Origin of the sequence: Streptomyces flavofungini (assembly GCF_030388665.1) — a bacterium.
In the GTDB taxonomy this organism is placed as follows: domain Bacteria; phylum Actinomycetota; class Actinomycetes; order Streptomycetales; family Streptomycetaceae; genus Streptomyces; species Streptomyces flavofungini_A.
In genome coordinates, this window is sequence record NZ_CP128846.1 from 5794213 (window position 1) to 5819585 (window position 25373).

Consider the following 25373-nt stretch of genomic DNA (forward strand, 5'->3'; position numbering starts at 1 on the left):
GCTCAATACGGGCAGCAGCACGTCAGGAAAGGGGCCCCGGTGGCCGACGTACGCGAGCGCGAGATCAGTGTCGAACAGGACCACCTCGACCAGGTCTACCGCCGCCTCGAAGAGAAGATCCACGAGGCCGAGTTCCTGATGAACGACGCGGCCAAGCGCGGCCAGGTCGGCACGCCGGGCGCGCTGGCCGAGCGGGACGCGCAGGTCTTCCGCGCGGGCGTCCATCTCAACCGGCTGAACAACGAGTTCGAGGACTTCCTCTTCGGCCGTATCGACCTGTTGCTCGGCAAGGACGGCAAGAAGGGCCCGGACGGCGCGTACACGGCCGTGGAACCGGCCGAGGGCGCGGTGCGCACCGAGGAGTCCGGCAGTTACGCCGACATCGCGGAGACCCTGCACATCGGCCGCATCGGCGTCCTGGACGCGGACTACTCGCCGCTGGTCATCGACTGGCGCGCGCCCGCCGCCGCGCCGTTCTACCGCTCGACCCCGGTCGACCCCGGCCGGGTGGTGCGCCGCCGCGTCATCCGCTCCAAGGGCCGCAAGGTGCTCGGCGTCGAGGACGACCTGATGCGCCCGGAGCTGACGGCGTTCCTGAACGGCGAGGAGCTGCCCGTCGTCGGTGACGGCGCCCTCATGGCCGCGCTCGGGCAGGCCCGCAGCCACTCCATGCGGGACATCGTGGCGTCCATCCAGGCCGAGCAGGACCTGGTGATCCGGGCCCCGGCCGCTTCGGTGACGTACGTGGAGGGCGGCCCCGGCACCGGCAAGACGGCCGTCGCCCTGCACCGCGCCGCGTACCTCCTCTACCAGGACCGCCGCCGCTACGCGGGCGGCATCCTCATCGTCTCCCCGACCCCTCTCCTCGTGGCCTACACCGAGGGCGTCCTGCCCTCACTCGGCGAAGAGGGCCAGGTCGCCATCCGCGCGGTCGGCTCCCTGGTCGACGGCATCGAAGCCACGGTCTACGACACGCCGGCAGTGGCTCGTGTCAAGGGTTCGTCGCGGATGCTGAAGGTGCTGCGCAGGGCGGCGCGGGGGGCACTCGAATCCCCGCCCCCCGCTGGGGGCGGCCGGTCCGTCCGGAGAGCGGAACGCGCGGGCACAGCCGACGGGCAGCCGGCGAACACCCACCAACTCGCCTTCGGTGAGGAAGCCCCCGAAGCCGAAGGCGAGGCGGGCGGGCGACCGGCCACCCCCACCCGCCTGCGCGTGGTCGCCTTCGGCCGCCGCCTGGAGCTGGAAGCCGACCAGCTGAACCGCATCCGGCAGACGGCCCTCGGCGGAACCGCCCCCGTCAACCTCCTCCGCCCCCGAGCGAGAAAGCTCCTCCTGGACGCCCTCTGGGAGCAGTCCGGCGCAGCCGGACGGCACGACGACCCCGAACTCGCCGCCGAACTCCGCTCGTCCTTCGACGACGACATCACCTCCGAGGACGACTTCCTCGCGTTCCTCGAAGCCTGGTGGCCCGAACTCACCCCGCGCGCCGTCCTCACCGCGATGAGCGACGAACGCGCCCTGAACCGCTGGGCCCGCCGGATCCTGAACCCCGGCGAGGTCCGCAAGGTCGCCCGCTCCCTGAGACGCGACGCCCTGTCCGTGCACGACGTGGCGCTGCTCGACGAGCTCCAGGCGATCCTCGGCACCCCCCAGCGGCCCCGCAAGAAGAAGGACCTGGACCCGCTCGACCTGCTCACCGGCCTGGACGAGCTGATGCCGCAGCGCGAGGAGTCCCAGCGCGAGCGCGCCGAGCGCCTGGCGGCGGAGCGCACCGAGTACGCGCACGTCATCGTGGACGAGGCCCAGGACCTCACCCCCATGCAATGGCGCATGGTGGGCCGCAGGGGCCGGCACGCCACCTGGACGGTCGTGGGCGACCCGGCGCAGTCCTCCTGGTCCGACCCGGACGAGGCGGCCGCGGCCCGCGACGAGGCCCTCGGCACCCGCCCGCGCCGCCGCTTCACGCTCACCGTCAACTACCGCAACCCGGCCGAGATCGCCGACCTGGCCGCGAAGGTCCTCGCCCTCGCCATGCCGGGCTCGACGGCGCCCACGGCGGTCCGCTCCACCGGCGTCGAGCCGCGTTTCGCGACCGTGGGCACGACGGGCGAGGGCCAGGGCGCCGACGGGCGCGGCCAGGACCTCGGCGGGGCGGTGCGCGAGGAGGCGGCGCGGCTGCTCGACCGGGTCGAGGGCACTGTCGGCGTCGTGGTGGCCATGAGCCGCCGCGAGCAGGCGGCCCGCTGGCTCGCCGGGCTGGGGGAGCGCGTGGTGGCGCTCGGCAGCCTGGAGGCCAAGGGCCTGGAGTACGACGCGACGCTGGTCGTGTCGCCCGCCGAGATCGCCGACGAGTCCCCGGCGGGCCTGCGCGTCCTGTACGTGGCGCTGACCCGGGCCACGCAGCAGCTCACGATCCTTTCGGGCGAACGCGACGAGCCGGACGGGCAGGGCGTGCCGGACCTGCTGCGGGAGTGAGAGTCACGGCGGCGCGCCGTGGGCCGACGGGGATGGTGCGGGACGGGAATTGCCTTACGGGGATCGTTTGTTACCGTTGATGTGGCACCGGCCCGATCCAAGCCCCCGGGCCCAACCTTCGTCGCTACGAGCGACCACTTGCCGCGAGGCGAGCATGGCGGGTCGGTGTCATGAACGTACGAGAGAGGCCCACGTCACCAGTGACGTGGGCCTCTCTCTGTTTCCCGCGGACGGTTCTCACGGGCGTTTGCCCGGCCCCCCTTCCCGCGACCCCCTACTTCTCGTATGGTGGAAGTCGTTTTCCGAAAGTGCGGCACCAGGTCCGTGAACAAAACGTCCGCAATCCGGGGCGGCTACCACGTACTCAGTGGTAGGTGCGACGATCGGACGGCAACAGCTACAAGGTGAAAGCAGAGGAAGTCCGCCATGGCAACGGCGCCCAGCGTCTCCTACTCGATGACGGTCAGGCTGGAGGTGCCCGCGAGCGGAACCGCGGTCTCCCAGCTCACCACGGCCGTGGAGTCCTCCGGCGGCTCGGTCACCGGCCTCGACGTCACGGCGTCCGGTCACGAGAAGCTCCGCATCGACGTCACGATCGCCGCGACCTCCACCGCGCACGCCGACGAGATCGTCGAGGAGCTGCGCGGCATCGAGGGCGTCACCCTCGGCAAGGTCTCCGACCGTACGTTCCTGATGCACCTCGGCGGCAAGATCGAGATGCAGTCGAAGCACCCCATCCGCAACCGCGACGACCTGTCCATGGTCTACACCCCGGGCGTCGCCCGCGTGTGCATGGCGATCGCCGAGAACCCCGAGGACGCGCGCCGCCTCACCATCAAGCGCAATTCCGTTGCGGTCGTGACGGACGGCTCCGCGGTGCTCGGCCTCGGCAACATCGGACCGAAGGCCGCGCTGCCCGTGATGGAGGGCAAGGCGGCCCTCTTCAAGCGCTTCGCCGGCATCGACGCCTGGCCGCTGTGCCTGGACACCCAGGACACCGACGCGATCGTCGAGATCGTCAAGGCCATCGCCCCCGGCTTCGCGGGCATCAACCTGGAGGACATCTCCGCGCCGCGCTGCTTCGAGATCGAGGCCCGCCTGCGCGAGGCCCTCGACATCCCCGTCTTCCACGACGACCAGCACGGCACCGCGATCGTCGTGCTCGCCGCCCTGACCAACGCGCTGCGCGTGGTGGGCAAGGGGATCGGCGACGTGCGCGTGGTCATGTCCGGCGCCGGCGCGGCCGGTACGGCCATCCTCAAGCTGCTGCTCGCCGCGGGCGTCAAGCACGCCGTCGTCGCCGACATCCACGGCGTCGTGCACGCGGGCCGTGAGGACCTGGTGGCCGCCGCGGCCGACTCGCCGCTGCGCTGGATCGCCGACAACACCAACCCCGAGGGCGTCACCGGCACCCTCAAGGAGGCCGTCGCCGGCGCCGATGTGTTCATCGGTGTATCGGCCCCGAACGTGCTCGGCGGCGGCGACGTGGCGGCCATGGCGGACGACGCCATTGTGTTCGCGCTCGCGAATCCGGACCCCGAAGTCGACCCCGCAATCGCCCGCCAGACGGCGGCAGTTGTGGCCACCGGGCGGTCGGACTTCCCCAACCAGATCAACAACGTCCTGGTGTTCCCGGGCGTCTTCCGCGGCCTGCTCGACGCCCAGTCGCGCACGGTCAACACGGAGATGATGCTGGCCGCGGCCACCGCCCTCGCCGACGTGGTCACCGAGGACGAGCTGAACCCGAACTACATCATCCCGAGCGTCTTCAACGACAAGGTCGCGGGCGCGGTCGCCGGAGCGGTGCGCAGCGCCGCCAAGGCCGCCGGGGTGGCTGTGACGGGCACCACGGCCTGACCGCACGGCGCGTCGCGGAACGCGGCGCCGACAGCGGCCCTCTAGGGTGGCGGGACGCGGGCCGCAGGGCCCGCGCGGCCCGACCGCCCCCTTCAGGGGCCCTGCGCCGGCCCACGCCGGTCCGTCAGGGCACGCGGTCCGGCACCGGGAGCGGACGGAGCGTCACCATTTCGAGGCAACCGCCGAGAAACGGCGCTTTTCGTGTGACTCCCACGGGTGCCGGATTGGCTTTCCCGCCGCAGGTGGGGGCAGGATGCGTCTCTGGGCGCGAGGGTCTGACGTCGGACCCGGGTCCGGGGCCCGCCTGAGGACCCTGGCAGCATCGGCTTCGCTGTGCCCGATATGCGGCTCCGCCGCGAGGCACGCCTCAACAGCAAGAAGAACACGGGAGTACAAACATGAACCGCAGTGAGCTGGTGGCCGCGCTGGCCGACCGCGCCGAGGTGACCCGCAAGGACGCCGACGCCGTGCTGGCCGCGTTCGCCGAGACCGTCGGCGAGATCGTTGCCAAGGGCGATGAGAAGGTCACCATCCCCGGCTTCCTGACCTTCGAGCGCACCCACCGTGCCGCTCGCACCGCCCGCAACCCGCAGACCGGCGAGCCGATCAACATCCCGGCCGGCTACAGCGTCAAGGTTTCGGCGGGCTCCAAGCTGAAGGAAGCGGCTAAGGGCAAGTAGCCTCAAGCAGCGACAAAGGGCGGCCACCCCGTGTGGGGTGGCCGCCCTTCGCGTTGCTTCTTGTCCGCGGCGGCGCTGTGGCTGGTCGCGCGGTTCCCCGCGCCCCTGCGGGGCGCGGCCCCCTACGGTTGCGCCTGTGCCACCTTGCCCGGCAGTTCCACCTTCGCGCCGAGTTCGACGAGCTTGTCCATGAAGTTCTCGTAGCCGCGGTTGATCAGGTCGATGCCGTGGACGCGGGAGGTGCCCTGGGCCGCGAGGGCGGCGATCAGGTACGAGAAGCCGCCCCGGAGGTCCGGGATGACCAGGTCGGCGCCCTGGAGCTTGGTGGGGCCGCTCACGACCGCGGAGTGCAGGAAGTTGCGCTGGCCGAAGCGGCAGTCGGAGCCGCCGAGGCACTCGCGGTAGAGCTGGATGTGGGCGCCCATCTGGTTCAGCGCGGAGGTGAAGCCGAGCCGGGACTCGTAGACCGTCTCGTGGACGATGGACAGGCCCGTGGCCTGCGTCAGGGCGACCACCAGGGGCTGCTGCCAGTCGGTCTGGAAACCGGGGTGGACGTCGGTCTCCAGGGCGATGGACTTCAGCTGGCCGCCCGGGTGCCAGAAGCGGATGCCCTCGTCGTCGATCTCGAAGGCACCGCCCACCTTCCGGTACGTGTTCAGGAACGTCATCATCGAGCGCTGCTGGGCGCCGCGGATGTAGATGTTGCCCTCGGTCGCGAGCGCCGCGGACGCCCACGAGGCGGCCTCCAGGCGGTCCGGCAGCGCCGCGTGGTTGTAGCCGCCGAGCTTGTCGACACCGGTGATCCGGATGGTCCGGTCGGTGTCCATGGCGATGATCGCGCCCATTTTCTGCAGGACGCAGATCAGGTCCTCGATCTCGGGCTCCACCGCGGCGTTGGAGAGTTCCGTCACGCCCTCGGCGAGCACGGCGGTGAGCAGGACCTGCTCGGTGGCGCCCACCGACGGGTAGGGCAGCCGGATCTTGGTGCCGCGCAGGCGCTGCGGGGCCTCCAGGTACTGGCCGTCGGCGCGCTTCTCGATGGTCGCGCCGAACTGCCGGAGCACCTCGAAGTGGAAGTCGATCGGACGGCCGCCGATGTCGCAGCCGCCGAGGCCCGGGATGAAGGCGTGCCCGAGGCGGTGCAGGAGCGGCCCGCAGAACAGGATCGGAATGCGGGACGAGCCCGCGTGCGCGTCGATGTCGGCGACGTTCGCGCTCTCCACGTGCGACGGGTCGAGCAGCAGCTCACCCGGCTCCTCACCGGGGCGGACCGTCACACCGTGCAGTTGCAGCAGGCCGCGTACGACGCGGACGTCGCGGATGTCCGGGACATTGCGCAGCCGGCTCGGAGCGCTTCCGAGCAGGGCGGCGACCATGGCCTTGGGCACGAGGTTCTTCGCGCCGCGGACGCGGATCTCACCCTCCAGCGGGGTTCCGCCATGGACAAGCAGTACGTCTTGGGTGCCGGTGACGGTCATGAATCTCGCGTTCCGATGAGGTGGACGGGGGACCAAAGGGCCAAGCGTAATGGCCGCGTACCCCCCTGAAGTAAGCCCGAGGGGGCCCCAGACACGTCATGACTCCGCAACAACACGAACCGTGCGGAACCGGACGCTCACGGTCACGGGGGTGAGCAGCCGTTCCTCCGGCCCCGGCAGCCGCTGAGCTGCGTTCCCTTCCGTCGGTCGATTGGCTCCCCGCGAGGGCCCGGGATGCGGGATCATGTCTGGCATGACCGAGGTGTCCTCGCTCACAGGGCGGCTGCTCGTGGCCACGCCGGCCCTGTCGGACCCCAATTTCGACCGCGCGGTCGTGCTGCTCCTCGACCACGACGAGGAGGGCTCCCTGGGCGTCGTCCTCAACCGCCCGACGCCGGTGGACGTCGCGGACATCCTCGACGGCTGGGGCGACCTCGCGGGCGCGCCCGGCGTCGTCTTCCAGGGCGGCCCGGTCTCCCTCGACTCCGCCCTCGGTGTCGCCGTCATCCCCGGCGAGGAGGGCCCCCTCGGCTGGCGCCGGGTGCACGGCGCGATCGGCCTCGTCGACCTGGAGGCCCCGCCGGAACTCCTCGCCTCCGCCCTCGGCAGCCTGCGCATCTTCGCCGGGTACGCGGGCTGGGGCCCGGGCCAGCTGGAGGACGAACTGGTCGAGGGCGCCTGGTACGTGGTCGAGTCCGAGCCGGGCGACGTGTCGTCCCCGGACCCCGAACGCCTCTGGCGAGCGGTGCTGCGCCGCCAGCGCAGCGAGCTCGCCATGGTGGCGACCTATCCGGACGACCCGTCGCTGAACTGAGCGCCCTGCCGGGGGCTCCCCAATCCCGCCCCTTCCCGAAACCGGGGGCTGCGCCCCCGGGCCCCCGCTATCGGCGCTCCGCGCCTCGTCCTCAATCGCCGGACGGGCTATGAATAGCCCCTCCGGCGTTTGAGGAGCGGGGTCTGGGGCGGAGCCCCAGTTTCGGGAAGGGGCGGGATTGGGGAAAGCCCCGCAGGGCTAACCGGCCCGCACCTGCAAATACCGCTCGGCCAGCGGATGCGCGTCCCGAGCGGGCACAGCCAGTCGCACGGCAACCGGCGGAGCATTCTTGAGCCGGACATACCGCAGCCCCGGATGCGAGTGCCGCCGGGCGACCGGCTCCGGCGCGACCCCGACCCCGTGCCCCGCGACCACCGCCTCCATCCACTCGTCGAAGTTGTCGGCGGTGCAGGCGAGCCGCGGCCGCCGCCCGACGGGCCACAGATCGGGCCGGGTCGTGCCGGTGACGGTGTTCACGACCAGAGGCACCGCCGCCAACTCGGCCCAGTCGACGACCCGGCGGTGCGCCAGGTCGGCCGAGCCACGGGCGACGACGGCGATGCGCGGCTCGTACAGGAGCACCCGGCTGCGGACCGCCATGCCCGACGGAATCTCACCGCGTACGACCGCGATGTCGCACACCCCCGACGCGAGCCCGGCCAGCGGCTCGGAGCGCCGCACCAGCCGCACACCCGCCCCGGTCGCCGCCCTGAACGCGGCGGTGAGCGGCCCGCAGGCCTCCGGAAGGAGCGAGGTGAAGCCGAGCCGGAGCAGCGGAGGCCCGCCCCGGGCGGCGCCGAGCGTCGCGTCCAGGCGGGAGAGCAGCGGTCCCAGCTCGTCGCGCAGGCGACGGCCCGCGTCGGTGAGGTCGACGCTGCGGGTCGTGCGGTCCAGGAGCCGCACGCCCAGGGCCTCCTCCAGGGCGCGCACCGTGCGCGTCAGCGCGGGCTGGCCGACGCGCAGGACGGCGGCGGCGTGCGTGAAGCTCAGCTCGTCGGCGACGACGAGGAAGGCCCGCAGGTGGCGCAGCTCGACCCCGTCGAGGGTGGTCCCGGAGTCCGTCACATTCATGCCTCCGGAGCATAAACGCACCTCCGTGGGCATTTCCCCGAAGAACCGGAGACTGCCTACGTTTCCGTTCGGCGGCGCGAGTCCGTGCCGCGGAACGGACGAAGGGAGTGGGTGCGGTGCGCCGCATAGGGCTGCTGATGCTGGGGGCCTTCACCTTGGGGCTCGACGCCTACGTGATGGCGGGGCTGCTGCCCGTGGTCGCGGACGACCTGGGGACGACCGTGTCCCTCACCGGGCAGATGGTCACGGTCTTCACGCTCGCGTACGCGGTGAGCGCGCCGCTCGTCACGGGCCTCCTGGCGGGCGTGCGCCCCCGCGTGCTCCTCGTCGCCTCGCTCGCCGTCTTCACCCTCGGTAACGGCGCGACCGCGCTCGCGCCGAACCTCGCCGTGCTGCTCGCCGCACGCGTCGTGGCCGGTGCGGGCGCCGGGGTCCACTCGGCGCTCTCCACGGCCGCCGCCGCGTCCCTCGCCGGTCCTGAGCGGCGCGGGCGGGCCCTCGCCCTGATCATGGGCGGCATGAGCTCGGGCACGGTCCTCGGGGTGCCGCTCGGGGTGCTGCTCGCCGACCACACCTCCTGGCGCTCGACCATGTGGCTGGTCACCGGGCTCGGCGCGGTGGCCCTCGTGGGGCTCGCCGTCGGCCTGCCGCAGGTGCCCGCCGCACCGCCGGTGCCGGTGCGGGCGCGGCTCGGGGCGCTCGCCGACCGGGCCGTCCTGCCGGTCGTCGGCGTCTCCTTCCTGGGCGCGGTGTCGAGCCTCGGCCTCTACACGTACCTCGCGCCGGTCCTGGACGCCGGCGGCGGTGTGGGCGAGGGCGACATGGCGTCCTACCTCTGGGCCTGGGGGATCGGCGGGGTGCTCGGCAGTGTCCTCGCGGGGCCGCTCGTGGACCGGTGGGGCAGGCCGTACGCGCTGGTCGCGGGCCTGATGGCGGCGCTGGTGGCGGCGGAGCTCGCCCTGCCGCCGCTCGGCGCGGCGGCCTTCCCCGCGCTCGTGCTCTGGGGCGCGGTGGGCTGGGCCCTGCAAGTGCCGCAGCAGCACCGGCTGTTGGCGGTGTCCGCCGAGCGCGGCACGGTGGCGCTCGCGCTGAACAACTCCGCGCTCTACCTCGGCAGCGCCGTCGGCTCCGGCGCCGCGGGGCTCGCCCTGTCGGCGGGACTGGGGGCGGACGCGCTGCCGTGGGCGGCGGCCGGGGTGGCCGCGCTGGGGCTCGTGCTGCACGCGGTGGCGGCGCGTGCGCGGCGCACGGGGCCGCAGCCGGACGGCTCGGACGGCAGCCGCTGCCAGGACGCGCCCGGCGTGAGTACCCTTGGCACCTATGAGCACTCTTGAGCCCGAGCCCGAGCGCGGGGCAGGTACGGGGACCCTCGTAGAGCCGACGCCGCAGGTGTCGCACGGTGACGGCGACCACGAGCGCTACGCGCACTACGTCCAGAAGGACAAGATCATGGCGAGCGCGCTCGACGGTACGCCCGTCGTGGCGCTGTGCGGCAAGGTGTGGGTCCCCGGCCGCGATCCGAAGAAGTATCCCGTCTGTCCCATGTGCAAGGAGATCTACGAGTCCATGGGGGCGGGCGGCGACAAGGACAAGGGCGGCAAGGACGGCAAGAAGTAGCCGGCGGGGGCTCCCTCGGCGTCGTTCGTCCGGGGCTTCGCCCCTTTTCCCTCACGGCGCTTCGCGCCTCGTCCTCAAACGCCGGACGGGCCGGATACGGCTCGTCCGGCGTTTGACGTCCGAGGGTCGTTGCATGCCCCGCAACGGCCCTTTTGTGCCGTGCAATCGCGTGGCAGCCTCAGTCCATGACCTTTGAGCAACTGATCCCGGCGCCCGCACGCGCCGAGGGGCACAGTGGTGGCGGATTCGTTCTCGACGGGGCGACCACGCTCTGGGCGGGAGCCGGTACCGAGGGCACGGAGCGGTGGTTGCGGGGCACTCTGGGGGGTGCGTTGGGGCTGCCGTTGGCGCCCGGGGCGGAAGGTGCGCCGGGGAGCGTCTCGCTGCGCGTCGACGGAGAGCTGGCGGCCGAGGGGTACCGGCTGACCGTCGCCGCGGACGGGGTGGAGATCAGGGGCGGGAGCGCCGCCGGGGTGTTCTGGGGCGCGCAGACGCTGCGCCAACTGGTCGGTGCGGACGCCTTCCGGCGGGCGCCCGTCAGGCCGGAGCAGGAGATCGTCGTGGCGCCGGGAGTCGTGGAGGACGCCCCCCGCTTCGGCTGGCGCGGCATGATGCTCGACGTGGCCCGGCACTTCATGCCGAAGGAAGGCGTGCTGCGGTATCTGGACCTGCTCGCCGCGCACAAGCTGAACGTCTTCCACTTCCATCTGACGGACGACCAGGGCTGGCGCGTCGAGATCAAGCGGTATCCGAAGCTCACCGAGGTCGCGTCCTGGCGGTCGCGGACCAAGTGGGGGCACCGGGCGTCGGAGTTGTGGGACGAGAAGCCGCACGGCGGGTACTACACGCAGGACGACATCCGCGAAATCGTCGCGTACGCCGACGCCTTGCACATCACCGTCGTGCCGGAGATCGACGTACCGGGCCACTCGCAGGCGGCCATCGCCGCCTACCCCGAGCTGGGCAACACCGACGTCGTCGACACGGCCGCCCTCGGCGTCTGGGACTCCTGGGGTGTCACGGCCAACGTGCTCGCGCCCTCCGACACCACCCTGCGGTTCTACGAGGGGGTCTTCGAGGAGATCCTCGAACTGTTCCCCTCGACCTTCATCCACGTCGGCGGCGACGAGTGCCCCAAGGAGCAGTGGAAGGACTCGGCGGCCGTCCAGGAGCGCATCGAGGAGCTGGGGCTCAGCAACGAGGACGAGTTGCAGAGCTGGTTCATCCGGCACTTCGACAAGTGGCTGTCCGCGCGCGGGCGTCGGCTCATCGGCTGGGACGAGATCCTGGAGGGCGGGCTCGCCGAGGGCGCGGCGGTGTCGTCCTGGCGCGGCTACGGCGGCGGCATCGCGGCGGCCCAGGCGGGCCACGACGTGGTGATGTGCCCCGAGCAGCATGTCTACCTGGACCACCGGCAGCACGGCGGCCCCGACGAGCCGGTGCCGATCGGGTTCGTGCGCACCCTGGAGGACGTCTACCGCTTCGAGCCGGTGCCGGGGCGGCTGAGCGAGGAGGAGGCGCGGCACGTGCTCGGGACGCAGGCCAACGTGTGGACCGAGGTGATGGAATACCACGGCCGCGTGGACTACCAGGTCTTCCCGAGGCTCGCGGCGCTCGCGGAGGTCGCCTGGCGCACGCTCCCCGCGCCCGCCGAGCGCGACTTCGCCGATTTCGAACGGCGAATGACCGCCCACTACGCCCGACTTGACGCCCTCGGCGTCGACTACCGCCCGCCGGGCGGCCCGTTGCCGTGGCAGAAGCGTCCCGGAGTGCTCGGACGCCCGATCGAGGGGGCGCCCCCAAACGTGTGAGGTGACGCCCCGAGCGCGTGCTCCCGGTGGCCCGCGGTGCGACCGTGGGCCACCAGGAGGAAGCCGTACAAGGATCACCGAAGGGTGGCAATTCCCCCTGACCGGCGAGGGAGTGCGAAAACGGCATATCCCCCAGGTCTGCGGACGAACGTCTCCTAGCGGACCCCCGCGCCGGGGCCCGGTGAAGATGTGCCAGAGTTGCCACGTCCGGGTTGTGAGCACGTACCGTACGGCGGAACAGGCGTAACGGTGAGAACGGCGCGCAAGCTGCCGGGCCATCGGGAAGGGGCAGCCGGTTTTGACCACGCACGCACCGCGGGCGGCGCAGGGGGCGCAGTCTGTGACGCTGCCTGTCACGCTCGACGAGGCCGTCGCGGCGCTCGCCGCCGTGCCCGCAGCCGTGCCCGTCGCGGGCGGCACGGACCTGATGTCGTCGGTCAACGCAGGCCAGCTCCGCCCCGCGGCCCTCGTCGGCCTCGGCCGCATCAGCGAGATCCGCGGCTGGCAGTACCAGGACGGGCACGCGCTCCTCGGCGCCGGACTGACGCACGCCCGCATGGGCCGACCCGACTTCGCCGCGCTCATCCCGGCGCTCGCCGCCGCCGCGCGCGCCGCGGGGCCGCCGCAGATCCGCAACGCGGGCACCCTCGGCGGCAACATCGCCTCCGCCGCGCCCGCCGGTGACTCGCTGCCCGTACTCGCCGCGCTGGAAGCCGTGTTGATCATCGCGGGCCCGGGCGGCACCCGCCGCGAGATCCCGGTCTCGCACCTGCTCGCCGGTATGGAGATGCTGGCGCCCGGTGAATTGATCGGATATGTCCGGGTGCCGCTGCTGCACGCCCCGCAGGTCTTCCTCAAGGCGACAGGGCGCACCGGACCCGGCCGGGCGACCGCTTCGGTCGCCCTGGTGCTCGACCCGGCGCGCAGGGGCGTGCGATGCGCCGTCGGCGCCATCGCGCCCATGCCGCTCAGGCCCCTGGAGGCCGAGCAGTGGGTGGCCGGACTCATCGACTGGGACGGCGAGCGCGGTCTGGTGCCGGAGGCCCTGACGGCCTTCGGTGAGTACGTCGCCGCGGCGTGCATCCCCGACCACCCGCCCGCCGAGGACGGCACCGTCCAGCCGCTGCCGCCCGCTGTACTGCACCTGCGGCGCACCGTCGCCGCGCTGGCCCGACGAGCACTGGGGAGGGCGCTGTCGTGACCGACGGTCAGAGGAACGGCGGCTGGCAGCCGCACCCGCAGGGCGAGTACGACGCGGACGCCACCGCGTTCGTGCAGCTCCCCGAGGGCGCGGCCGACGCCGTGAGCACCCCGCTCGCCGCCCCCGGGCACGGCTACGTACCGCCGCAGATAACGGTCACGCCAACGGCCCCCGACGCCACCGACCCGGCCGCCACGGGCGCCTGGGTGCTGCCGCCCGAGGTGACCGGTGTCACGCACGCCGCGGGGGCGACGCAGGCCGTGAGCTGGCCGGACCCCGGCACGCAGCTGGGCACCCACCAGGACCAGCCGTTCCCGGCCGAGCCGGGGGCCCAGGGCGCGTACGACCCGCGCGCCACCGGCCAGTGGACGTTCCCGGACGCCGTCACGCCCCCGGAACAGAACGGCGCCCAGGACGGTGCCGGGAACGGGCACGCGCCCGCCGCGCACGACGTGACCGGGCAGTGGTCCATCCCCGTCGCCGACGGTGACCTGCCGGAGGAGTCCGGCGAGTACTCGGCGTCGTCGCTCGCCGCGCAGTGGGGAGGCGCGCCGCCGCCCGCGACGCTGCCCGGCGGCGCGCCCGCGCCCTGGGCCACGTCGTGGCCGACGCAGGCCCCGGAGGCGCCCCACGCCCCGCAGTCCCCGCACGCCCCGGAGGCGCCTCAGGCGTCCCCGTACCCGGCCGCGCAGGCGTTCGTGGAGCAGAGCCCGCTCGGGCCGCCCGCCCCGGCCCCGGAGGCCGCCCCCGTGCGGCCCGCCCGCGCCGCCGAGGAGACCCCCTTCGAGCGGACCGCGAAGCTGTTCGTCGTCAAGCAGCGCCCGGACGGCTCCCTGGCGCCCCCGGAGCACTCGGGCGACGCACCAGAGGCACCGGACGTCACAGACGCACCAGACGTACCAGGCGCATCGGGTGTACCGGGTGTACCTGGCACTCCGGACGCGTCGGACCTGCCGGATGAAACGGTCAACCCGCTCGATCCGGCCGCCCTGGACGGCGACTTCACCCCGGAGGCCGCGGCATCCGGGCACCTTGCACCGGCCGCCGATCCTCGGTACGGGACGGACCCCGCGTACGACGAGAACGCGCGGTACGACGAGGACGCGTCCCTCGGGCAGAACGCCTCCCTCGGCGGGAACGTGCCCCTGGGCGAGAACGCCTCCCTCGGCGAGAACGCCTCCCTCGGCGAGAACGCCTCCCTCGGCGAGAACGCCTCCCTCGGCGAGAACGCCTCCCTCGGCGAGAACGCCTCCCTCGGCGAGAACGCCTCCCTCGGCGAGAACGCCTCCCTCGGCGAGAACGCCTCCCCCGGCGGGAACGTCCCCCTGAGCGGGAACGCGTCCCTCGGCGGAGACACCCCGTTCGGCGACCACGCGCAGTACGACGTGCACCCCCCGCAGTCGGCGGGCCTCGCGCCCGCCCCCGCCTTCCCGCACCCGGGTGACTCGGCGTACGCGGCGGACCCGGCGCGCGGCGGCGACCCCGCGTACGAGGCGGAACCGGCCCCCGTGCCGCACCAGGCCCGCCCGGCGGAGCCCGCCCCCGCCCCCGACCCCGTCGTCCACCCGGCGGCCGGCGCACCGGCGCCGGTCCCTCCGCACGAGGCCGACCCCGCCCACGTACCGGCCCCCGCCCAGGCGGCCGAGCCGACCCCCGCGGCCGAGGCGGTGCCCGCCCTCGTACCGGAGCCGGAGCCCGTCCCCGAAGCGGACCCCGCTCCGGAGCCGGACGCCGAGCACGCGGCGGCGGATCAGGCGGCCGAGGCGGACGGCGCCCCGGAGGCGGCCGAAGAGGCCGAGGGGGCCGAGGGAGCCGAGGGGGCCGAGGCGGAGCACGCCCCGGCCGCGGCCCCCGTCGAGGCCGCTGAGGCCGACGCGGACGCGCCGGCCGTCGAGAGCCCGGACGAGGCCCAGGACAAGGCGCCGGAGCCGGGCGTCCCCGCGCACGACGAACACCCCCTCGTCTCCTACGTCCTGCGGGTCAACGGCGCCGACCGGCCCGTCACCGACGCGTGGATCGGCGAGTCCCTGCTGTACGTGCTGCGGGAGCGGCTCGGCCTCGCGGGGGCCAAGGACGGCTGCTCGCAGGGCGAGTGCGGGGCCTGCAACGTGCAGGTGGACGGGCGGCTGGTGGCCTCCTGCCTGGTGCCCGCGGCCACCGCGGCGGGCAGCGAGGTGCGCACCGTCGAGGGCCTCGCCGCCGACGGACGCCCCTCCGACGTGCAGCGCGCGCTCGCCAACTGCGGGGCCGTACAGTGCGGCTTCTGCGTGCCGGGCATGGCGATGACCCTGCACGACCTGCTCGAAGGCAACCCGGCGCCCAGCGACCTGGAGACCCGCCGCGCGCTCTGCGGCAACCTGTGCCGCTGCTCCGGATACCGGGGCGTGCTCGACGCGGTCCGTGACGTGGTCGCCGAGCGCGAGGCGAAGGGCGTCGCGGACGAGCAGCAGGACGAGGCGGACACCGGCGGACCTCGCGTACCGCACCAGTCGGGCCCGTACGGCCAGGAAGGAACCCAGGCGTGAGCAACGAGACCACCGCCGCGCCGGGTGCCGAGCAACTGCCGCACGGCATCGGCTCGTCGCTGCCGTCGGCCGAGATCAGGGCCAAGACGGAGGGCACGTTCCCCTACGCCTCCGACCTGTGGGCCGAAGGGCTGCTGTGGGCGGCCGTCCTGCGCTCCCCGCACGCGCACGCGCGCATCGTCTCCATCGACGTCACGCACGCCGAGGACATGCCGGGCGTCCGCGCCGTCATCACCCACGAGGACGTGCCGGGCAAGCCGTCGCACGGCCGCAGGACCGCCGACCGCCCGCTGTTCGCGTCCGACGTGGTGCGCCACCACGGCGAGGCCATCGCCGCCGTCGCCGCCGACCACCCGGACACGGCCCGGATGGCCGCCGCCGCGATCATCGTCGAGTACGAGGTGCTCGACCCGGTCACCGACCCGGAGCAGGCCTTCGAGGCCGCGCCGCTGCACCCCGACGGCAATCTGATCCGGCACATCCCGCTGCGCCACGGCGACCCGGAGGCGGCCGGTGAGGTCGTCGTCGAGGGCCTGTACCGCATCGGGCGCCAGGACCCGGCGCCCATCGGCGCGGAGGCCGGGCTCGCGGTGCCGCGCCCGGACGGCGGCGTCGAGCTGTACATCGCCTCGACCGACCCGCACGGCGACCGCGACATGGCCGCAGCCTGCTACGGCCTCACCCCCGAGCAGGTCAAGGTCGTCGTCACCGGAGTGCCCGGGGCCAGCGCCGACCGCGAGGACGCCAGCTTCCAGCTGCCGCTCGGCCTGCTCGCCCTGCGCACCAGCCGCCCCGTCAAGCTCACCGCGACCCGCGAGGAGTCCTTCCTCGGCCACGCCCACCGCCACCCGACCCTGCTGCGCTACCGCCACCACGCGGACGCCGAGGGCCAGTTGGTGAAGGTGGAGGCGCAGATCCTGCTCGACGCGGGCGCGTACGCGGACACCTCCGCCGACGCCCTCGCCGCGGCCGTCTCCTTCGCCTGCGGCCCCTACGTCGTGCCCAACGCCTTCATCGAGGGCTGGGCGGTCCGCACGAACAACCCGCCCTCCGGTCACGTGCGCGGCGAGGGCGCCCTCCAGGTCTGCGCCGCCTACGAGGCGCAGATGGACAAGCTCGCCAAGAAGCTCGGCGCCGACCCGGCCGAGCTGCGGCTGCGCAACGCCCTCGCCACCGGCGACATCCTGCCCACCGGACAGGCGGTGACGTGCCCGGCGCCGGTCGCCGAACTCCTCGGCGCCGTCCGGGACTTCCCGCTCCCCGAGCTGCCCAAGGACACCCCGCAGGAGGACTGGCTGCTGCCCGGCGGCCCCGAGGGCGCGGGCGAGCCCGCCGCCGTCCGGCGGGGCGTCGGCTACGGCCTCGGCATGGTCCAGCTCCTCGGCGCCGAGGGCACCGACGAGGTGTCCACGGCCACCGTGAAGGTCCACGACGGTGTCGCCACGGTCATCTGCGCGGCCGTCGAGACCGGCCAGGGCTTCACCACCCTCGCCCGGCAGATCGTCCAGGAGACCCTGGGCATCGACGACGTGCGCGTCGCCCCCGTCGACACCGACCAGCCGCCCGCGGGCCCCAGCTGCCACGGCCGCCACACGTGGGTGTCCGGCGGCGCGGTGGAACGCGCAGCGAAGATGGTCCGCACCCAACTGCTCCAGCCCCTGGCGCACAAGTTCGGCATGTCGACCGAGCTGCTCCAGATCGCCGACGGCAAGATCACCTCGTACGACGGCGTCCTCTCCACCACCGTCGAGGAAGCCATGGACGGCAAGGAGCTGTGGGCCACCGCGCAGTGCCGCCCGCACCCCACCGAGCCGCTCGACGCCGACGGCCAGGGCGACGCCTTCGTGGGCATGGCCTTCTGCGCGATCCGCGCGGTCGTCGACGTGGACATCGAGATCGGTTCGGTACGGGTCGTGGAACTCGCCGTCGCCCAGGACGTCGGCCGCATCCTCAACCCCGCCCAACTCCGCGTCCGCATCGAGGCGGGCGTCACCCAGGGCGTCGGCGCGGCCCTCACCGAGAACCTCCGCACCCCCCGCGGCCTCGTCCGCCACCCCGACCTCACCGGCTACGCCCTCCCCACCGCCCTCGACGCCCCCGACATCCGCATCGTCAAACTCGTCGAAGAACGCGACGTCGTCGCCCCCTTCGGCGCGAAGGCCGCGAGCGCGGTGCCCGTGGTGACGTCCCCGGCGGCGGTCGCCGCGGCCGTGCGCGCGGCGACGGGCCGCCCGGTGAACCGGCTCCCGATCAGGCCACAGGCGGCGGTGGGCGCGGAGCTGGCGTGATCGGCCTCGACTCGCCCACCACCGCGGGCGAGTCAGCCCTGCCCGGCGTCGTGAGGGCTTGCGGCCCGCCTGGCGCCGCGAGGGATTCCCGCCTGCCGGCGCTGTGAGGGATTCCCGCCTGCCGGCGCTGTGAGGGATTTCCGCCTGCCTGGCGCCGTCGGGGGTGCTGCCTGTCCGGCGCTGTGAGGGATTTCCGCTGTCCGGTGATTTCCGCTGTCCGGTGCCGTGGAGCATGTCCGCCTTCCCTGTGCCGTGGGGCATTTCAGCCCGTCCGGCGGTTGAGGACGAGGCCGAAGGCCGATCGGCGGTGGCTCGTCCCACCCGCACGGCGCACCCGCCCCATCCAGCCCGTCCGGCGTTTGAGGACGAGGCGCGGAGCGCCGACGAGCGGGGTCCAGGGGGCGCGGCCCCCGGTTTCGGAGAAGGGGCGGGACTGGGGCGCCCCGCGAAGGACCCGGGCCCCGGAAACCAAGAGGAACCCCAACCCCCGCTCCGGTAACTTCGCGCAGATGAACGCCTCCACCACCCCCGAAGGGGTCATCGTCATCACCGGCATCATGGCCGCAGGGAAGTCCACCGTCGCCCAGGCCCTCGCCGAGCGACTGCCCCGCGCCGCACACGTGCGGGGCGACGTCTTCCGACGCATGGTCGTCTCCGGACGGCAGGAGTACGAGCCGGGCGCGGGTGCCGAGGCCGAGGCCCAACTCCGGCTCCGCTACGGCCTGTCGGCGTCCACGGCCGACGCGTACGCCGCCGCGGGCTTCACCGCGATCGTCCAGGACGTGATCCTCGGCGAGGAGCTGAAGCGCTACGTGGAGACGATCCGCACCCGCCCCCTGCACGTGGTCGTACTCGCCCCGAGCCCCACTGCTGTAGCCGAACGGGAGGCGGGCCGGGGCAAGACGGGCTACGGCGAGTGGACGGTCGAGGCCCTGGACGAGGGGATGCGCGCCACCACGCCGCGCATCGGACTGTGGCTGGACAGCTCGGAGTTGACGGTGGATCAGACGGTGGACGCGATCCTCGCGCGCCTGCGCGAGGCGGCCGTGGCCTGAGAGTGGAATGTCTCCGACCGGTGCCGGTCGGGTCGCGATGACGCTTCAGGCATGCGATCCCCCCATAAATCCCTTTTAGGCAGGGGCAGTTGCAGGGCACCATCGAGGAGTCCCGAACAACTCGGTCACTACGGGGGAGATGTGTCATGGGGGATGACAACGACACGGGCTGGGGCTGATCCCGGCACCACAGGAGGGGCGGTCCCGTCAGGGGGCCGCCCCTCTTCACGCGCCCACGCGCCCACGCGCCCACGCCCTCATCCGCCCACGCCCCACGCGCTGCGCCTGAGGACGCCGTCGACCGCGGCCCGAGGCCCGCGCACCGCACGCGCGGGGTCCGCGGTCCGCGCACCGCGCGCGCGGCCACACCCCGCGTCAGCCCGAAGTGCCGGGCGCCTTCCCCTCGATGGCGACCACCGACCCCGGACGGAGCTTCCCGTAGAGCCACTTGGCGTCCGCCGTGCGCAGTCCGAGCCAGCCGTGGGTCACATCGCGCTCGCCGACGGACTTCTCGTCGAAGGTGAGGGCGACGACGTAGTTGGTGCGGCCGTCGGCGTCGCGCAGTTCGAGGACCCAGTGGAAGTACATGTCGTAGGTCTCGCCGAGGCCGACGGTCCGGCCGGAGAGCTTCGTCGAGCGGTGCTTGGCGACGACCGTCATCCGGCCCGGCTTCGTCGGGTACTTCGCCCGGCCCGAGGACAGGGGCAGCTTCCGGCCCGCCACGGACAGCTCGCGGCGCGCGAGGTCGGCGGTGGCGACGGGCGCGGTCGGGGCGGAGGTGGTGGGGGCGGCGGGCGGCGCGGGGCGGGAGCCGGAGTCGTCGCCGAGGCCCACGACCAGTCCGGCCACGAGCGCGGCGGCGGCGACGGCACCACCGCCGACGAGGGCCGCGTGCCTGCGGCGGCGCCGGACCCCGGCGCGGCGGCGCACGTCGGCGCCGGTGCCGGGGGCGGGGGAGCGGGCGTCGAGGGCCAGGGCGTGCAGGGCGGCGGAGAGGTCGGGGGCCGGGCCGGGGGCCGAGGGTTCATCGGACACGATCCCGATCCGCCTCCTTCCCGTTGCTCGTTCCGTCGAGTACGTCGTCGCTCCCGTACGCGCCGGACAAGTGCTTGGCCAGCGCCGCGCGTCCGCGCGAGAGCCGCGCCTTGACCGTGCCGGTCGGGGCACCGGTCTCGGAGGCTACCTGCTCCACACTGAGGTCACACAGGTGGTGCAGGACGATCGCGAGCCGCTGTGCCTCGGGCAGCTTCCGCAGCGCGGCGACGAGCGTCACGTGTTCGGGCCCGGGCCCCGCCGTGTGCTCGGGCGGCGGCTCCTTGCGCACCAGCTCCAGCCAGCGCCGGGCCCGCCGCCAGTGGCTCACCGCGAGCCGCATGGCCACCGTGCGGACCCAGGCCTCCGGCGCGTGCACGGCCGCGAAGTCGCGCCGCCGGTCCCACGCCCGTACGAACGCCTCCTGGACGACGTCCTGGGCCTGTCCGTGGTCGCCGGTGAAGGCGTAGACCTGGCCGACGACGCGCGGGAACGCGGACGCGTAGAACGCGTCGAACTCGTCCTCCGTCATGCCCCCGCCGTTCCTGTCCACGACCGTGACCGTTCGCCGCCCGCGCCGCGCCCCGTCACAACCAGCCCCGATTTTCTTCCCGCACGCCTCATGCAACCCGGCGGTCCCCGCCGTGCGTATGGGTGGCGTACATGGAAACACACCGGCCCAGGCCGGAACACCACACAGGGGGACCCGATGGCCAGGCGCACCAGAATCCGTCACGTCGTACGCGGGGTGGCGGCCGCCGTGCTGTGCGCGGGCGTCCTCGCGGGCTGCTCGCTGGGAGGTCAGGACGGCCCTTCGGCGCCGTCGGGGGCGAAGGAGGACCGGAAGGCGGCCGAGGTGCCCGCGCCCCGCGCGAAGCCGGTGGTGGAGCCCGCGGCGCTGCGCGGGGGCGGGGTGCGGGTGAATGTGGCCGACGGGCAGCGGGTGGGCGTCGGCATGCCGGTGTCGGTGACCTTCGACCGGCCCGTGCCGAAGGCGGAGCGGGCGGCGGTGGAGCGGCGCCTGAGGGTGCGCACGAGCACGCCGACGACGGGCTCCTGGAGCTGGGTCAAGGACCGCAACCTGCACGAGGGCCAGCGGGTCGACTACCGCCCGAGGACGTACTGGAAGCCCGGCACGAAGGTCACCGTCCGGGTGGGATCGGGCATCGACCGCACCTTCACCGTCGCCCGCTCCCTGGTCGCCACGGTCGACGTGCGCAGCCACACGATGACGGTCGTCAAGGACGGCGTGACGCGCCGCGTGCCGATCACCGCGGGCGCGCCCGGCATGGACACCTGGAACGGCACGATGGTGGTCTCCGACAAGCAGCGCCGCGTCTTCATGGACTCCCGCACGGTCGGCTACGCGGACGCGTACGCCGGCTACTACAGCTACGCGGTCCACCTCACGACGTCCGGCACCTACCTCCACGAGAACCCCAAGGCCAACACCTTCGCGGGCAACACCAACGTCACCCACGGCTGCATAGGCCTCGCCACGGACGGCACGGCCCGCCGCTTCTACGAAGAGGTCATCCCCGGCGACGTCATCCGCGTCACCGGCTCCAAGGAGACGGTCGCCCCCGGCAACGGCTACGGCGACTGGAACGTCTCCTGGGCCGACTGGCGCGCGGGCAGCGCCCTGAACGCGTGATCGCTTACGGGGACGTGGAGGCCGTGACCGGAATCGAACCGGTGTACTTCGCTTTGCAGGCGAATCCCTCAACCACTCGGGCACACGGCCACGTCGTACGCTCTCGTCGTACGTGACGTATCGACCGTAGGCGGCACGGCCCGCGCCGCTCAAGCGCCGGGCCGTCGCCGCAACGCGACTGCCATGCGGCGTTCACGAAACAGGGAACGCCGCGACGGCGAACCCGTGGACCGTGGAACTGGAGACCCCCATGACGACCCTGCCCGACCGCCCCCGTACCGCCGTGCTGGTCATCGACATGCAGAACGGGGTGGTGGCCGAGGCGTACGAGCGGGACGCCGTGGTCGCGAACATAGCCGTCGTCGTGGACAAGGCACGCGCGGCCGACGTGCCCGTCATCTGGATCCAGCACTCCGACGACGAACTCCCGCGCGACAGCGAGAGCTGGGCCTACGTCCCCGAACTGGTCCGCCGCGACGGCGAGCCCGTCGTCCACAAGCACTACGGCGACTCCTTCGAGGCCACCGACCTGGAGTCCGTCCTCGCCGCACACTCCGTCGGCCACCTCGTCGTCACCGGCGCCCAGACCGACGCCTGCATCCGCTCCACCCTCCACGGCGCCTTCACCCGCGGCTACGACGCGACCCTCGTCGCCGACGCCCACACCACGGAGGACCTGAGCGGCTACGGAGCCCCGTCCCCCGACCTCGTGATCGCCCACACCAACCTGTACTGGCACCGCCAGGAAGCCCCCGGCAGGCGCGGCGGCACCCTGCGCGCGCAGGAGGTCTCCTTCTCCTGAGCCGCGCCGCTCAGGCGTCGTCGACCTCCGCCCACACCGTCTTGCCCGGCGCGGGCCCCACCTCCGTGCCCCAGCGCGTCGCGAGTGCCTCGACCAGGAGCAGGCCCCGCCCCGACTCCGCCTCCGGCGCCACCCGGCCCTGCGGGCGGGGCAGCCTCTCCGTGTACGTGTCCGTCACCTCGACCCGCAGCACCCCGCCCTCCGTCAGCCGCAGCGTCAGCCGGAAGTCCCTGCCCGGTACGTACCCGTGCCGCACCGCGTTGCTCGCCAGCTCCGCCACGATGTGCTGCGCAGGCTCGAACGGCAGCCCCCACAACTGGAGTTGGCTCACCGCCGCTCTGCGCGCCAGACGGGCACCCCTCGGAGTCGAGGAGAGCCGGATGCTGAACGTCCTTACGGCGGCCGGGGCTTGCGTGGTCTCCGAGTCCATGCACCTCAGCGTGACGCCAGCCGGTTCCCCCGCACCGTGGTGCGCGGTGCACGTACGGTGACTGTCCCGTCGCTGTCCGGTGCTGTCCCGGCTGTCCGGAGTGCCTTACGGGTACGGCTGCGCGTTGGAGCGGGGCGGCGCTTTTCGGGGGTGGGCGTGATGAGTGCGGACGGCGAAGGCGCGGACGAGGCGGGCTGGGACGTCGAGCCCGAGGACGAGATCGCCTCGGTGGTCGAGGCGCTGGGCCACCAGCAGAAGCGGTGGCGTGAGGCCGCAGGGCTGAGCGCGGGGGAGTTCGGCGAGGCCATCGGGTATGGGGAGGACCTTGTCCGCAAGGTCGAGCGCGGGGCGCGGATCCCTCGCCCCGAGTACTTGGATGCCGCCGACCGCGTGCTCGGGGCGGGCGGCTTCATCTCGGCGATGAAGGAGGAGATGGCCAAGGCGCGGTATCCGAAGAAGGTTCGGGAGCTGGCGAAGCTGGAGGAGCGGGCGGTTGAGGTCGCTTCGTACGGCAACCACAACCTGCACGGGCTGTTGCAGACGAAGGAGTACATGGAGGCGTTGTTCGAGTCGCGGCAACCCGCCTACTCCTTGGACCAGGTGGAGCGCGGCGTGGCCGCTCGCATGGCACGCCAGGAGATCTTCGAGCGCTCACCCGCACCCGACCTGATCTTTGTGCAGGAGGAGGTGACACTCCGACGGCCCATCGGGGGCAGAATGATTCTGCGCGCGCAGCTCGAACGGCTGCTGGAAGTCGGACGGTTGCCCAACGTCACCCTCCAGGTGATGCCGACCAACTGCGAGGAGCATGCCGGAATCGAGGGCGGGCGAATCCAGTTGCTGAAGTTCGGAGACGGCACGTCGGTGGGACGTTCCGAAGGGGAGTTCAACGGCCGCCCGGTCTCCGATCCGAAGCAGCTCCGCATCCTTGAGCTGCGCTACGGCATGATCAGGGCCCAGGCTCTCACTCCACGGGGGTCGCTGGCCTTCATTGAGCAACTGTGGGGAGAGACATGACCCAGAAGCCCCTCGCCGGGGACGGCCGCGAACTCATCTGGTTCAAGAGCAGCTACAGCGACAGCAGCAACATCAACGACTGCGTCGAGGTCGCGCTGACGTGGACCAGGAGCAGCTACAGCAGCGGCAGCGAGGGCGACAGCTGCGTCGAAGTCGCCCCCACCCCCACCACCATCCACGTACGCGACTCCAAGAACCGCCAAGGCCCCCGCCTCGGATTCGCTGCGGGGGCCTGGCGTGACTTCGTTCAGGCGGCCACGTCGTAGGTGTAGTACCGCGTGTGATCCAGCATGTCGGCCGGGGTGACGTCGCCCCACGGGCGCATCGTGTCGTGCAGGTCGACCACGTCGCGGGTGCCGGAGGCGGGCAGGTAGGGCGAGTTGGGGTGCCGCGCCTGCCACTGGGTCCACAGCTTGTCGACGTAGGCGTGGTGGAGCCAGAAGACCGGGTCGTTGGGGGACGCGCCGGTGGCCATGTGGCCGCCGACCCAGACGTGGACGCGGTTGTGGAGGTTGACGCCGCGCCAGCCTTCGAGGTGGTTGCGGAAGCCGTCGGAGGCGCTGTTCCAGGGCGGCATGTCGTACGTGGACATCGCGAGGACGGACTCGACCTCGGCCTTGGTGGGGAGTTGGCGGACGCCCGCGCCGAGGGAGCGGCGCAGGAAGTCGCGGCCGTCGACGCGGACGCTGATGCGCCAGCCGTTGCCGGAGGAGGCGAAGGGGCCGTCGGTGACCTGGCTGTCGCGGCTGCGGCCGGTGCCGCCGAGGAAGTCGGGGGCCCAGAGGGAGGCGGCCGGGGTGCGGTCGACGGTCCAGTCCCAGTAGGGCAGGGCGACGGAGGGGTCCACGGACTGCAGCGCCTGCTCGAACTGGATGAGGAAGCGGCGGTGCCAGGGCAGGAAGGACGGCGAACGGTGGCCGACGCGGTCGCCGTTGTCGGTGTCGCTCATGATGAAGTCGTTGTGCGTGCTGACGAAGGAGTCGTAGCGCCCGTCGCGCTTGAGGGCGAGGAGGGCGTTCACGAACCGCCGCTTCTCGTCGGCGGTGAGCTGGGACTGGTTCTTGCGTACGGTCATGGCGGTGCTGCTCCGGGTCAGGCGGTGGACGAGGGCGCGGCTGCGGGCGCGGGTGGGGCGAGCGGGACGAGCCTGGCGCCCTGGAGCTCGACGACGGCCGCGCGGGCGAGGGCGCGCGGAGTGGCCTGCGGCTCGTAGTGGTTGATGACGCTGATCCAGGTGCCGTCGGCGTTGCGCATGAGGTGCAGTTCGTCGCCGTCGATGCGGACGGAGTAGCCGGTGCCATGACCCCCGTGCGGGCCCGCGTGGGCGCCGTGGTGGCCGCCGCCGTGGGACGGCGCGCCCTGGATGCGGCGGCCGAGATACACCTCGTCGAAGGCGTCGGGCTCGGCGCTTCCCGCGTGGCCCTGGTCGTGCGGCGCGGCGGCCGTCGCCGAGGCGTGGGCGGCGGCACCGACGACGGCGAGGCCGACGGCGGCGCTCGCGGCGGCCCCGATGGCCCGGCGGCGGGTGATTCCGGACATGCGTAAAACCCCCAAGTGAGCGTGGTG

22 protein-coding genes and 1 tRNA gene are annotated in these 25373 nt (G+C 73.1%); 15 read left to right on the forward strand and 8 right to left on the reverse strand.

What is annotated here, in order from left to right:
* Window positions 1–39 precede the first annotated feature (39 nt).
* The 3 genes from QUY26_RS24535 to QUY26_RS24545 all read left to right on the forward strand — a co-directional run bounded on the left by QUY26_RS24535 (window position 40) and on the right by QUY26_RS24545 (window position 5012).
* Entirely contained in the window at window positions 40–2475 is a 2436-nt protein-coding gene (locus QUY26_RS24535) for a HelD family protein (protein WP_289950221.1), read from the forward strand.
* 426 nt (window positions 2476–2901) lie between these two features.
* The gene (locus QUY26_RS24540) at window positions 2902–4332 is read left to right on the forward strand and encodes an NAD-dependent malic enzyme (RefSeq protein WP_289950223.1); all 1431 of its coding nucleotides are present in this window, start codon (window positions 2902–2904) and stop codon (window positions 4330–4332) included.
* Window positions 4333–4730: 398 nt separating this feature from the next.
* Window positions 4731–5012 carry an HU family DNA-binding protein gene (locus QUY26_RS24545; protein WP_016645140.1) on the forward strand — a complete coding sequence of 94 codons (282 nt, stop codon included), beginning with the start codon at window positions 4731–4733 and terminating at the stop codon, window positions 5010–5012.
* Window positions 5013–5134: 122 nt separating this feature from the next.
* Here QUY26_RS24545 and murA read toward each other — a convergent pair whose 3' ends face one another.
* Window positions 5135–6490, reverse strand: a complete 1356-nt coding sequence (murA, locus tag QUY26_RS24550) for a UDP-N-acetylglucosamine 1-carboxyvinyltransferase (RefSeq protein WP_289950236.1) — start codon at window positions 6488–6490, stop codon at window positions 5135–5137.
* 253 nt (window positions 6491–6743) lie between these two features.
* On the opposite strand from murA, the gene QUY26_RS24555 reads away from it, so the two are divergent.
* Window positions 6744–7304, forward strand: a complete 561-nt coding sequence (locus QUY26_RS24555; RefSeq protein WP_190113989.1) for a YqgE/AlgH family protein — start codon at window positions 6744–6746, stop codon at window positions 7302–7304.
* A 198-nt stretch (window positions 7305–7502) separates the two neighbouring features.
* Here QUY26_RS24555 and QUY26_RS24560 read toward each other — a convergent pair whose 3' ends face one another.
* A complete protein-coding gene (locus QUY26_RS24560; RefSeq protein WP_289950240.1) occupies window positions 7503–8375 on the reverse strand; it encodes a LysR family transcriptional regulator in 873 nt (290 codons plus the stop codon).
* 116 nt (window positions 8376–8491) lie between these two features.
* On the opposite strand from QUY26_RS24560, the gene QUY26_RS24565 reads away from it, so the two are divergent.
* The 7 genes from QUY26_RS24565 to QUY26_RS24595 all read left to right on the forward strand — a co-directional run bounded on the left by QUY26_RS24565 (window position 8492) and on the right by QUY26_RS24595 (window position 18872).
* Entirely contained in the window at window positions 8492–9709 is a 1218-nt protein-coding gene (locus tag QUY26_RS24565) for an MFS transporter (RefSeq protein ID WP_289950242.1), read from the forward strand.
* Window positions 9696–9992: a DUF3039 domain-containing protein gene (locus QUY26_RS24570; RefSeq protein ID WP_033263869.1), complete on the forward strand. Its 297-nt coding sequence runs from the start codon at window positions 9696–9698 to the stop codon at window positions 9990–9992. Before QUY26_RS24565 ends, QUY26_RS24570 begins: the two co-directional genes overlap by 14 nt.
* A 185-nt stretch (window positions 9993–10177) precedes the next feature.
* Window positions 10178–11803, forward strand: a complete 1626-nt coding sequence (locus tag QUY26_RS24575; RefSeq protein ID WP_289950247.1) for a beta-N-acetylhexosaminidase — start codon at window positions 10178–10180, stop codon at window positions 11801–11803.
* A gap of 298 nt (window positions 11804–12101) precedes the next feature.
* Complete coding sequence (locus tag QUY26_RS24580) at window positions 12102–13004, forward strand: FAD binding domain-containing protein (protein ID WP_289950249.1); 903 nt, start codon at window positions 12102–12104, stop codon at window positions 13002–13004.
* Window positions 13001–15529 (forward strand): 2Fe-2S iron-sulfur cluster-binding protein, encoded by a 2529-nt coding sequence (locus QUY26_RS24585; RefSeq protein ID WP_289950250.1) that lies wholly within the window; start codon window positions 13001–13003, stop codon window positions 15527–15529. The genes QUY26_RS24580 and QUY26_RS24585 overlap by 4 nt, the downstream gene beginning before the upstream one ends.
* Window positions 15526–17817: a xanthine dehydrogenase family protein molybdopterin-binding subunit gene (locus QUY26_RS24590; RefSeq protein ID WP_289950252.1), complete on the forward strand. Its 2292-nt coding sequence runs from the start codon at window positions 15526–15528 to the stop codon at window positions 17815–17817. The genes QUY26_RS24585 and QUY26_RS24590 overlap by 4 nt, the downstream gene beginning before the upstream one ends.
* A 509-nt stretch (window positions 17818–18326) precedes the next feature.
* Complete coding sequence (locus QUY26_RS24595) at window positions 18327–18872, forward strand: AAA family ATPase (RefSeq protein ID WP_289950254.1); 546 nt, start codon at window positions 18327–18329, stop codon at window positions 18870–18872.
* A 375-nt stretch (window positions 18873–19247) separates the two neighbouring features.
* Here QUY26_RS24595 and QUY26_RS24600 read toward each other — a convergent pair whose 3' ends face one another.
* A complete protein-coding gene (locus tag QUY26_RS24600) occupies window positions 19248–19907 on the reverse strand; it encodes a L,D-transpeptidase (RefSeq protein ID WP_289950256.1) in 660 nt (219 codons plus the stop codon).
* Window positions 19897–20436: a SigE family RNA polymerase sigma factor gene (locus QUY26_RS24605; RefSeq protein WP_289950257.1), complete on the reverse strand. Its 540-nt coding sequence runs from the start codon at window positions 20434–20436 to the stop codon at window positions 19897–19899. The genes QUY26_RS24600 and QUY26_RS24605 overlap by 11 nt, the downstream gene beginning before the upstream one ends.
* Window positions 20437–20613: 177 nt before the next feature.
* Between QUY26_RS24605 and QUY26_RS24610 the strand changes: the two genes are divergently transcribed.
* Complete coding sequence (locus QUY26_RS24610; RefSeq protein WP_289950260.1) at window positions 20614–21558, forward strand: L,D-transpeptidase; 945 nt, start codon at window positions 20614–20616, stop codon at window positions 21556–21558.
* A gap of 15 nt (window positions 21559–21573) precedes the next feature.
* Here the strand turns inward: QUY26_RS24610 and QUY26_RS24615 are convergent.
* A tRNA-Cys gene (locus QUY26_RS24615) sits at window positions 21574–21648 on the reverse strand.
* Between the two features lie 160 nt (window positions 21649–21808).
* Between QUY26_RS24615 and QUY26_RS24620 the strand changes: the two genes are divergently transcribed.
* Complete coding sequence (locus QUY26_RS24620) at window positions 21809–22360, forward strand: isochorismatase family protein (protein WP_289950263.1); 552 nt, start codon at window positions 21809–21811, stop codon at window positions 22358–22360.
* 10 nt (window positions 22361–22370) lie between these two features.
* Here QUY26_RS24620 and QUY26_RS24625 read toward each other — a convergent pair whose 3' ends face one another.
* Window positions 22371–22790 (reverse strand): ATP-binding protein, encoded by a 420-nt coding sequence (locus QUY26_RS24625; protein WP_289950265.1) that lies wholly within the window; start codon window positions 22788–22790, stop codon window positions 22371–22373.
* A gap of 159 nt (window positions 22791–22949) precedes the next feature.
* On the opposite strand from QUY26_RS24625, the gene QUY26_RS24630 reads away from it, so the two are divergent.
* Entirely contained in the window at window positions 22950–23807 is an 858-nt protein-coding gene (locus QUY26_RS24630) for a helix-turn-helix domain-containing protein (RefSeq protein ID WP_289950267.1), read from the forward strand.
* On the forward strand, window positions 23804–24073 hold the full coding sequence (locus QUY26_RS24635) for a DUF397 domain-containing protein (protein ID WP_289950269.1): 270 nt from the start codon (window positions 23804–23806) through the stop codon (window positions 24071–24073). The genes QUY26_RS24630 and QUY26_RS24635 overlap by 4 nt, the downstream gene beginning before the upstream one ends.
* On the opposite strand, the gene melC2 is transcribed toward QUY26_RS24635, so the two are convergent.
* Entirely contained in the window at window positions 24055–24882 is an 828-nt protein-coding gene (gene melC2, locus QUY26_RS24640) for a tyrosinase MelC2 (protein WP_289950271.1), read from the reverse strand. The two genes, QUY26_RS24635 and melC2, sit on opposite strands and share 19 nt — an antisense overlap.
* A 17-nt stretch (window positions 24883–24899) precedes the next feature.
* Window positions 24900–25346: an apotyrosinase chaperone MelC1 gene (melC1, locus tag QUY26_RS24645; RefSeq protein WP_289950273.1), complete on the reverse strand. Its 447-nt coding sequence runs from the start codon at window positions 25344–25346 to the stop codon at window positions 24900–24902.
* Between the last annotated feature and the right edge of the window lie 27 nt (window positions 25347–25373).

What these genes read in the sequence shown, in the direction of transcription:
- QUY26_RS24625 (WP_289950265.1), bottom strand. Translation starts at nt 22,790, where the DNA reads ATGGACTCGGAGACCACGCAAGCCCCGGCCGCCGTAAGGACGTTCAGC.
- QUY26_RS24540 (WP_289950223.1), top strand. Translation starts at nt 2,902, where the DNA reads ATGGCAACGGCGCCCAGCGTCTCCTACTCGATGACGGTCAGGCTGGAG.
- melC2 (WP_289950271.1), bottom strand. Translation starts at nt 24,882, where the DNA reads ATGACCGTACGCAAGAACCAGTCCCAGCTCACCGCCGACGAGAAGCGG.
- QUY26_RS24545 (WP_016645140.1), top strand. Translation starts at nt 4,731, where the DNA reads ATGAACCGCAGTGAGCTGGTGGCCGCGCTGGCCGACCGCGCCGAGGTG.
- QUY26_RS24595 (WP_289950254.1), top strand. Translation starts at nt 18,327, where the DNA reads ATGAACGCCTCCACCACCCCCGAAGGGGTCATCGTCATCACCGGCATC.
- melC1 (WP_289950273.1), bottom strand. Translation starts at nt 25,346, where the DNA reads ATGTCCGGAATCACCCGCCGCCGGGCCATCGGGGCCGCCGCGAGCGCC.
- QUY26_RS24555 (WP_190113989.1), top strand. Translation starts at nt 6,744, where the DNA reads ATGACCGAGGTGTCCTCGCTCACAGGGCGGCTGCTCGTGGCCACGCCG.
- QUY26_RS24560 (WP_289950240.1), bottom strand. Translation starts at nt 8,375, where the DNA reads ATGAATGTGACGGACTCCGGGACCACCCTCGACGGGGTCGAGCTGCGC.
- QUY26_RS24570 (WP_033263869.1), top strand. Translation starts at nt 9,696, where the DNA reads ATGAGCACTCTTGAGCCCGAGCCCGAGCGCGGGGCAGGTACGGGGACC.
- QUY26_RS24605 (WP_289950257.1), bottom strand. Translation starts at nt 20,436, where the DNA reads ATGACGGAGGACGAGTTCGACGCGTTCTACGCGTCCGCGTTCCCGCGC.
- murA (WP_289950236.1), bottom strand. Translation starts at nt 6,490, where the DNA reads ATGACCGTCACCGGCACCCAAGACGTACTGCTTGTCCATGGCGGAACC.
- QUY26_RS24635 (WP_289950269.1), top strand. Translation starts at nt 23,804, where the DNA reads ATGACCCAGAAGCCCCTCGCCGGGGACGGCCGCGAACTCATCTGGTTC.
- QUY26_RS24630 (WP_289950267.1), top strand. Translation starts at nt 22,950, where the DNA reads ATGAGTGCGGACGGCGAAGGCGCGGACGAGGCGGGCTGGGACGTCGAG.
- QUY26_RS24610 (WP_289950260.1), top strand. Translation starts at nt 20,614, where the DNA reads ATGGCCAGGCGCACCAGAATCCGTCACGTCGTACGCGGGGTGGCGGCC.
- QUY26_RS24575 (WP_289950247.1), top strand. Translation starts at nt 10,178, where the DNA reads ATGACCTTTGAGCAACTGATCCCGGCGCCCGCACGCGCCGAGGGGCAC.
- QUY26_RS24620 (WP_289950263.1), top strand. Translation starts at nt 21,809, where the DNA reads ATGACGACCCTGCCCGACCGCCCCCGTACCGCCGTGCTGGTCATCGAC.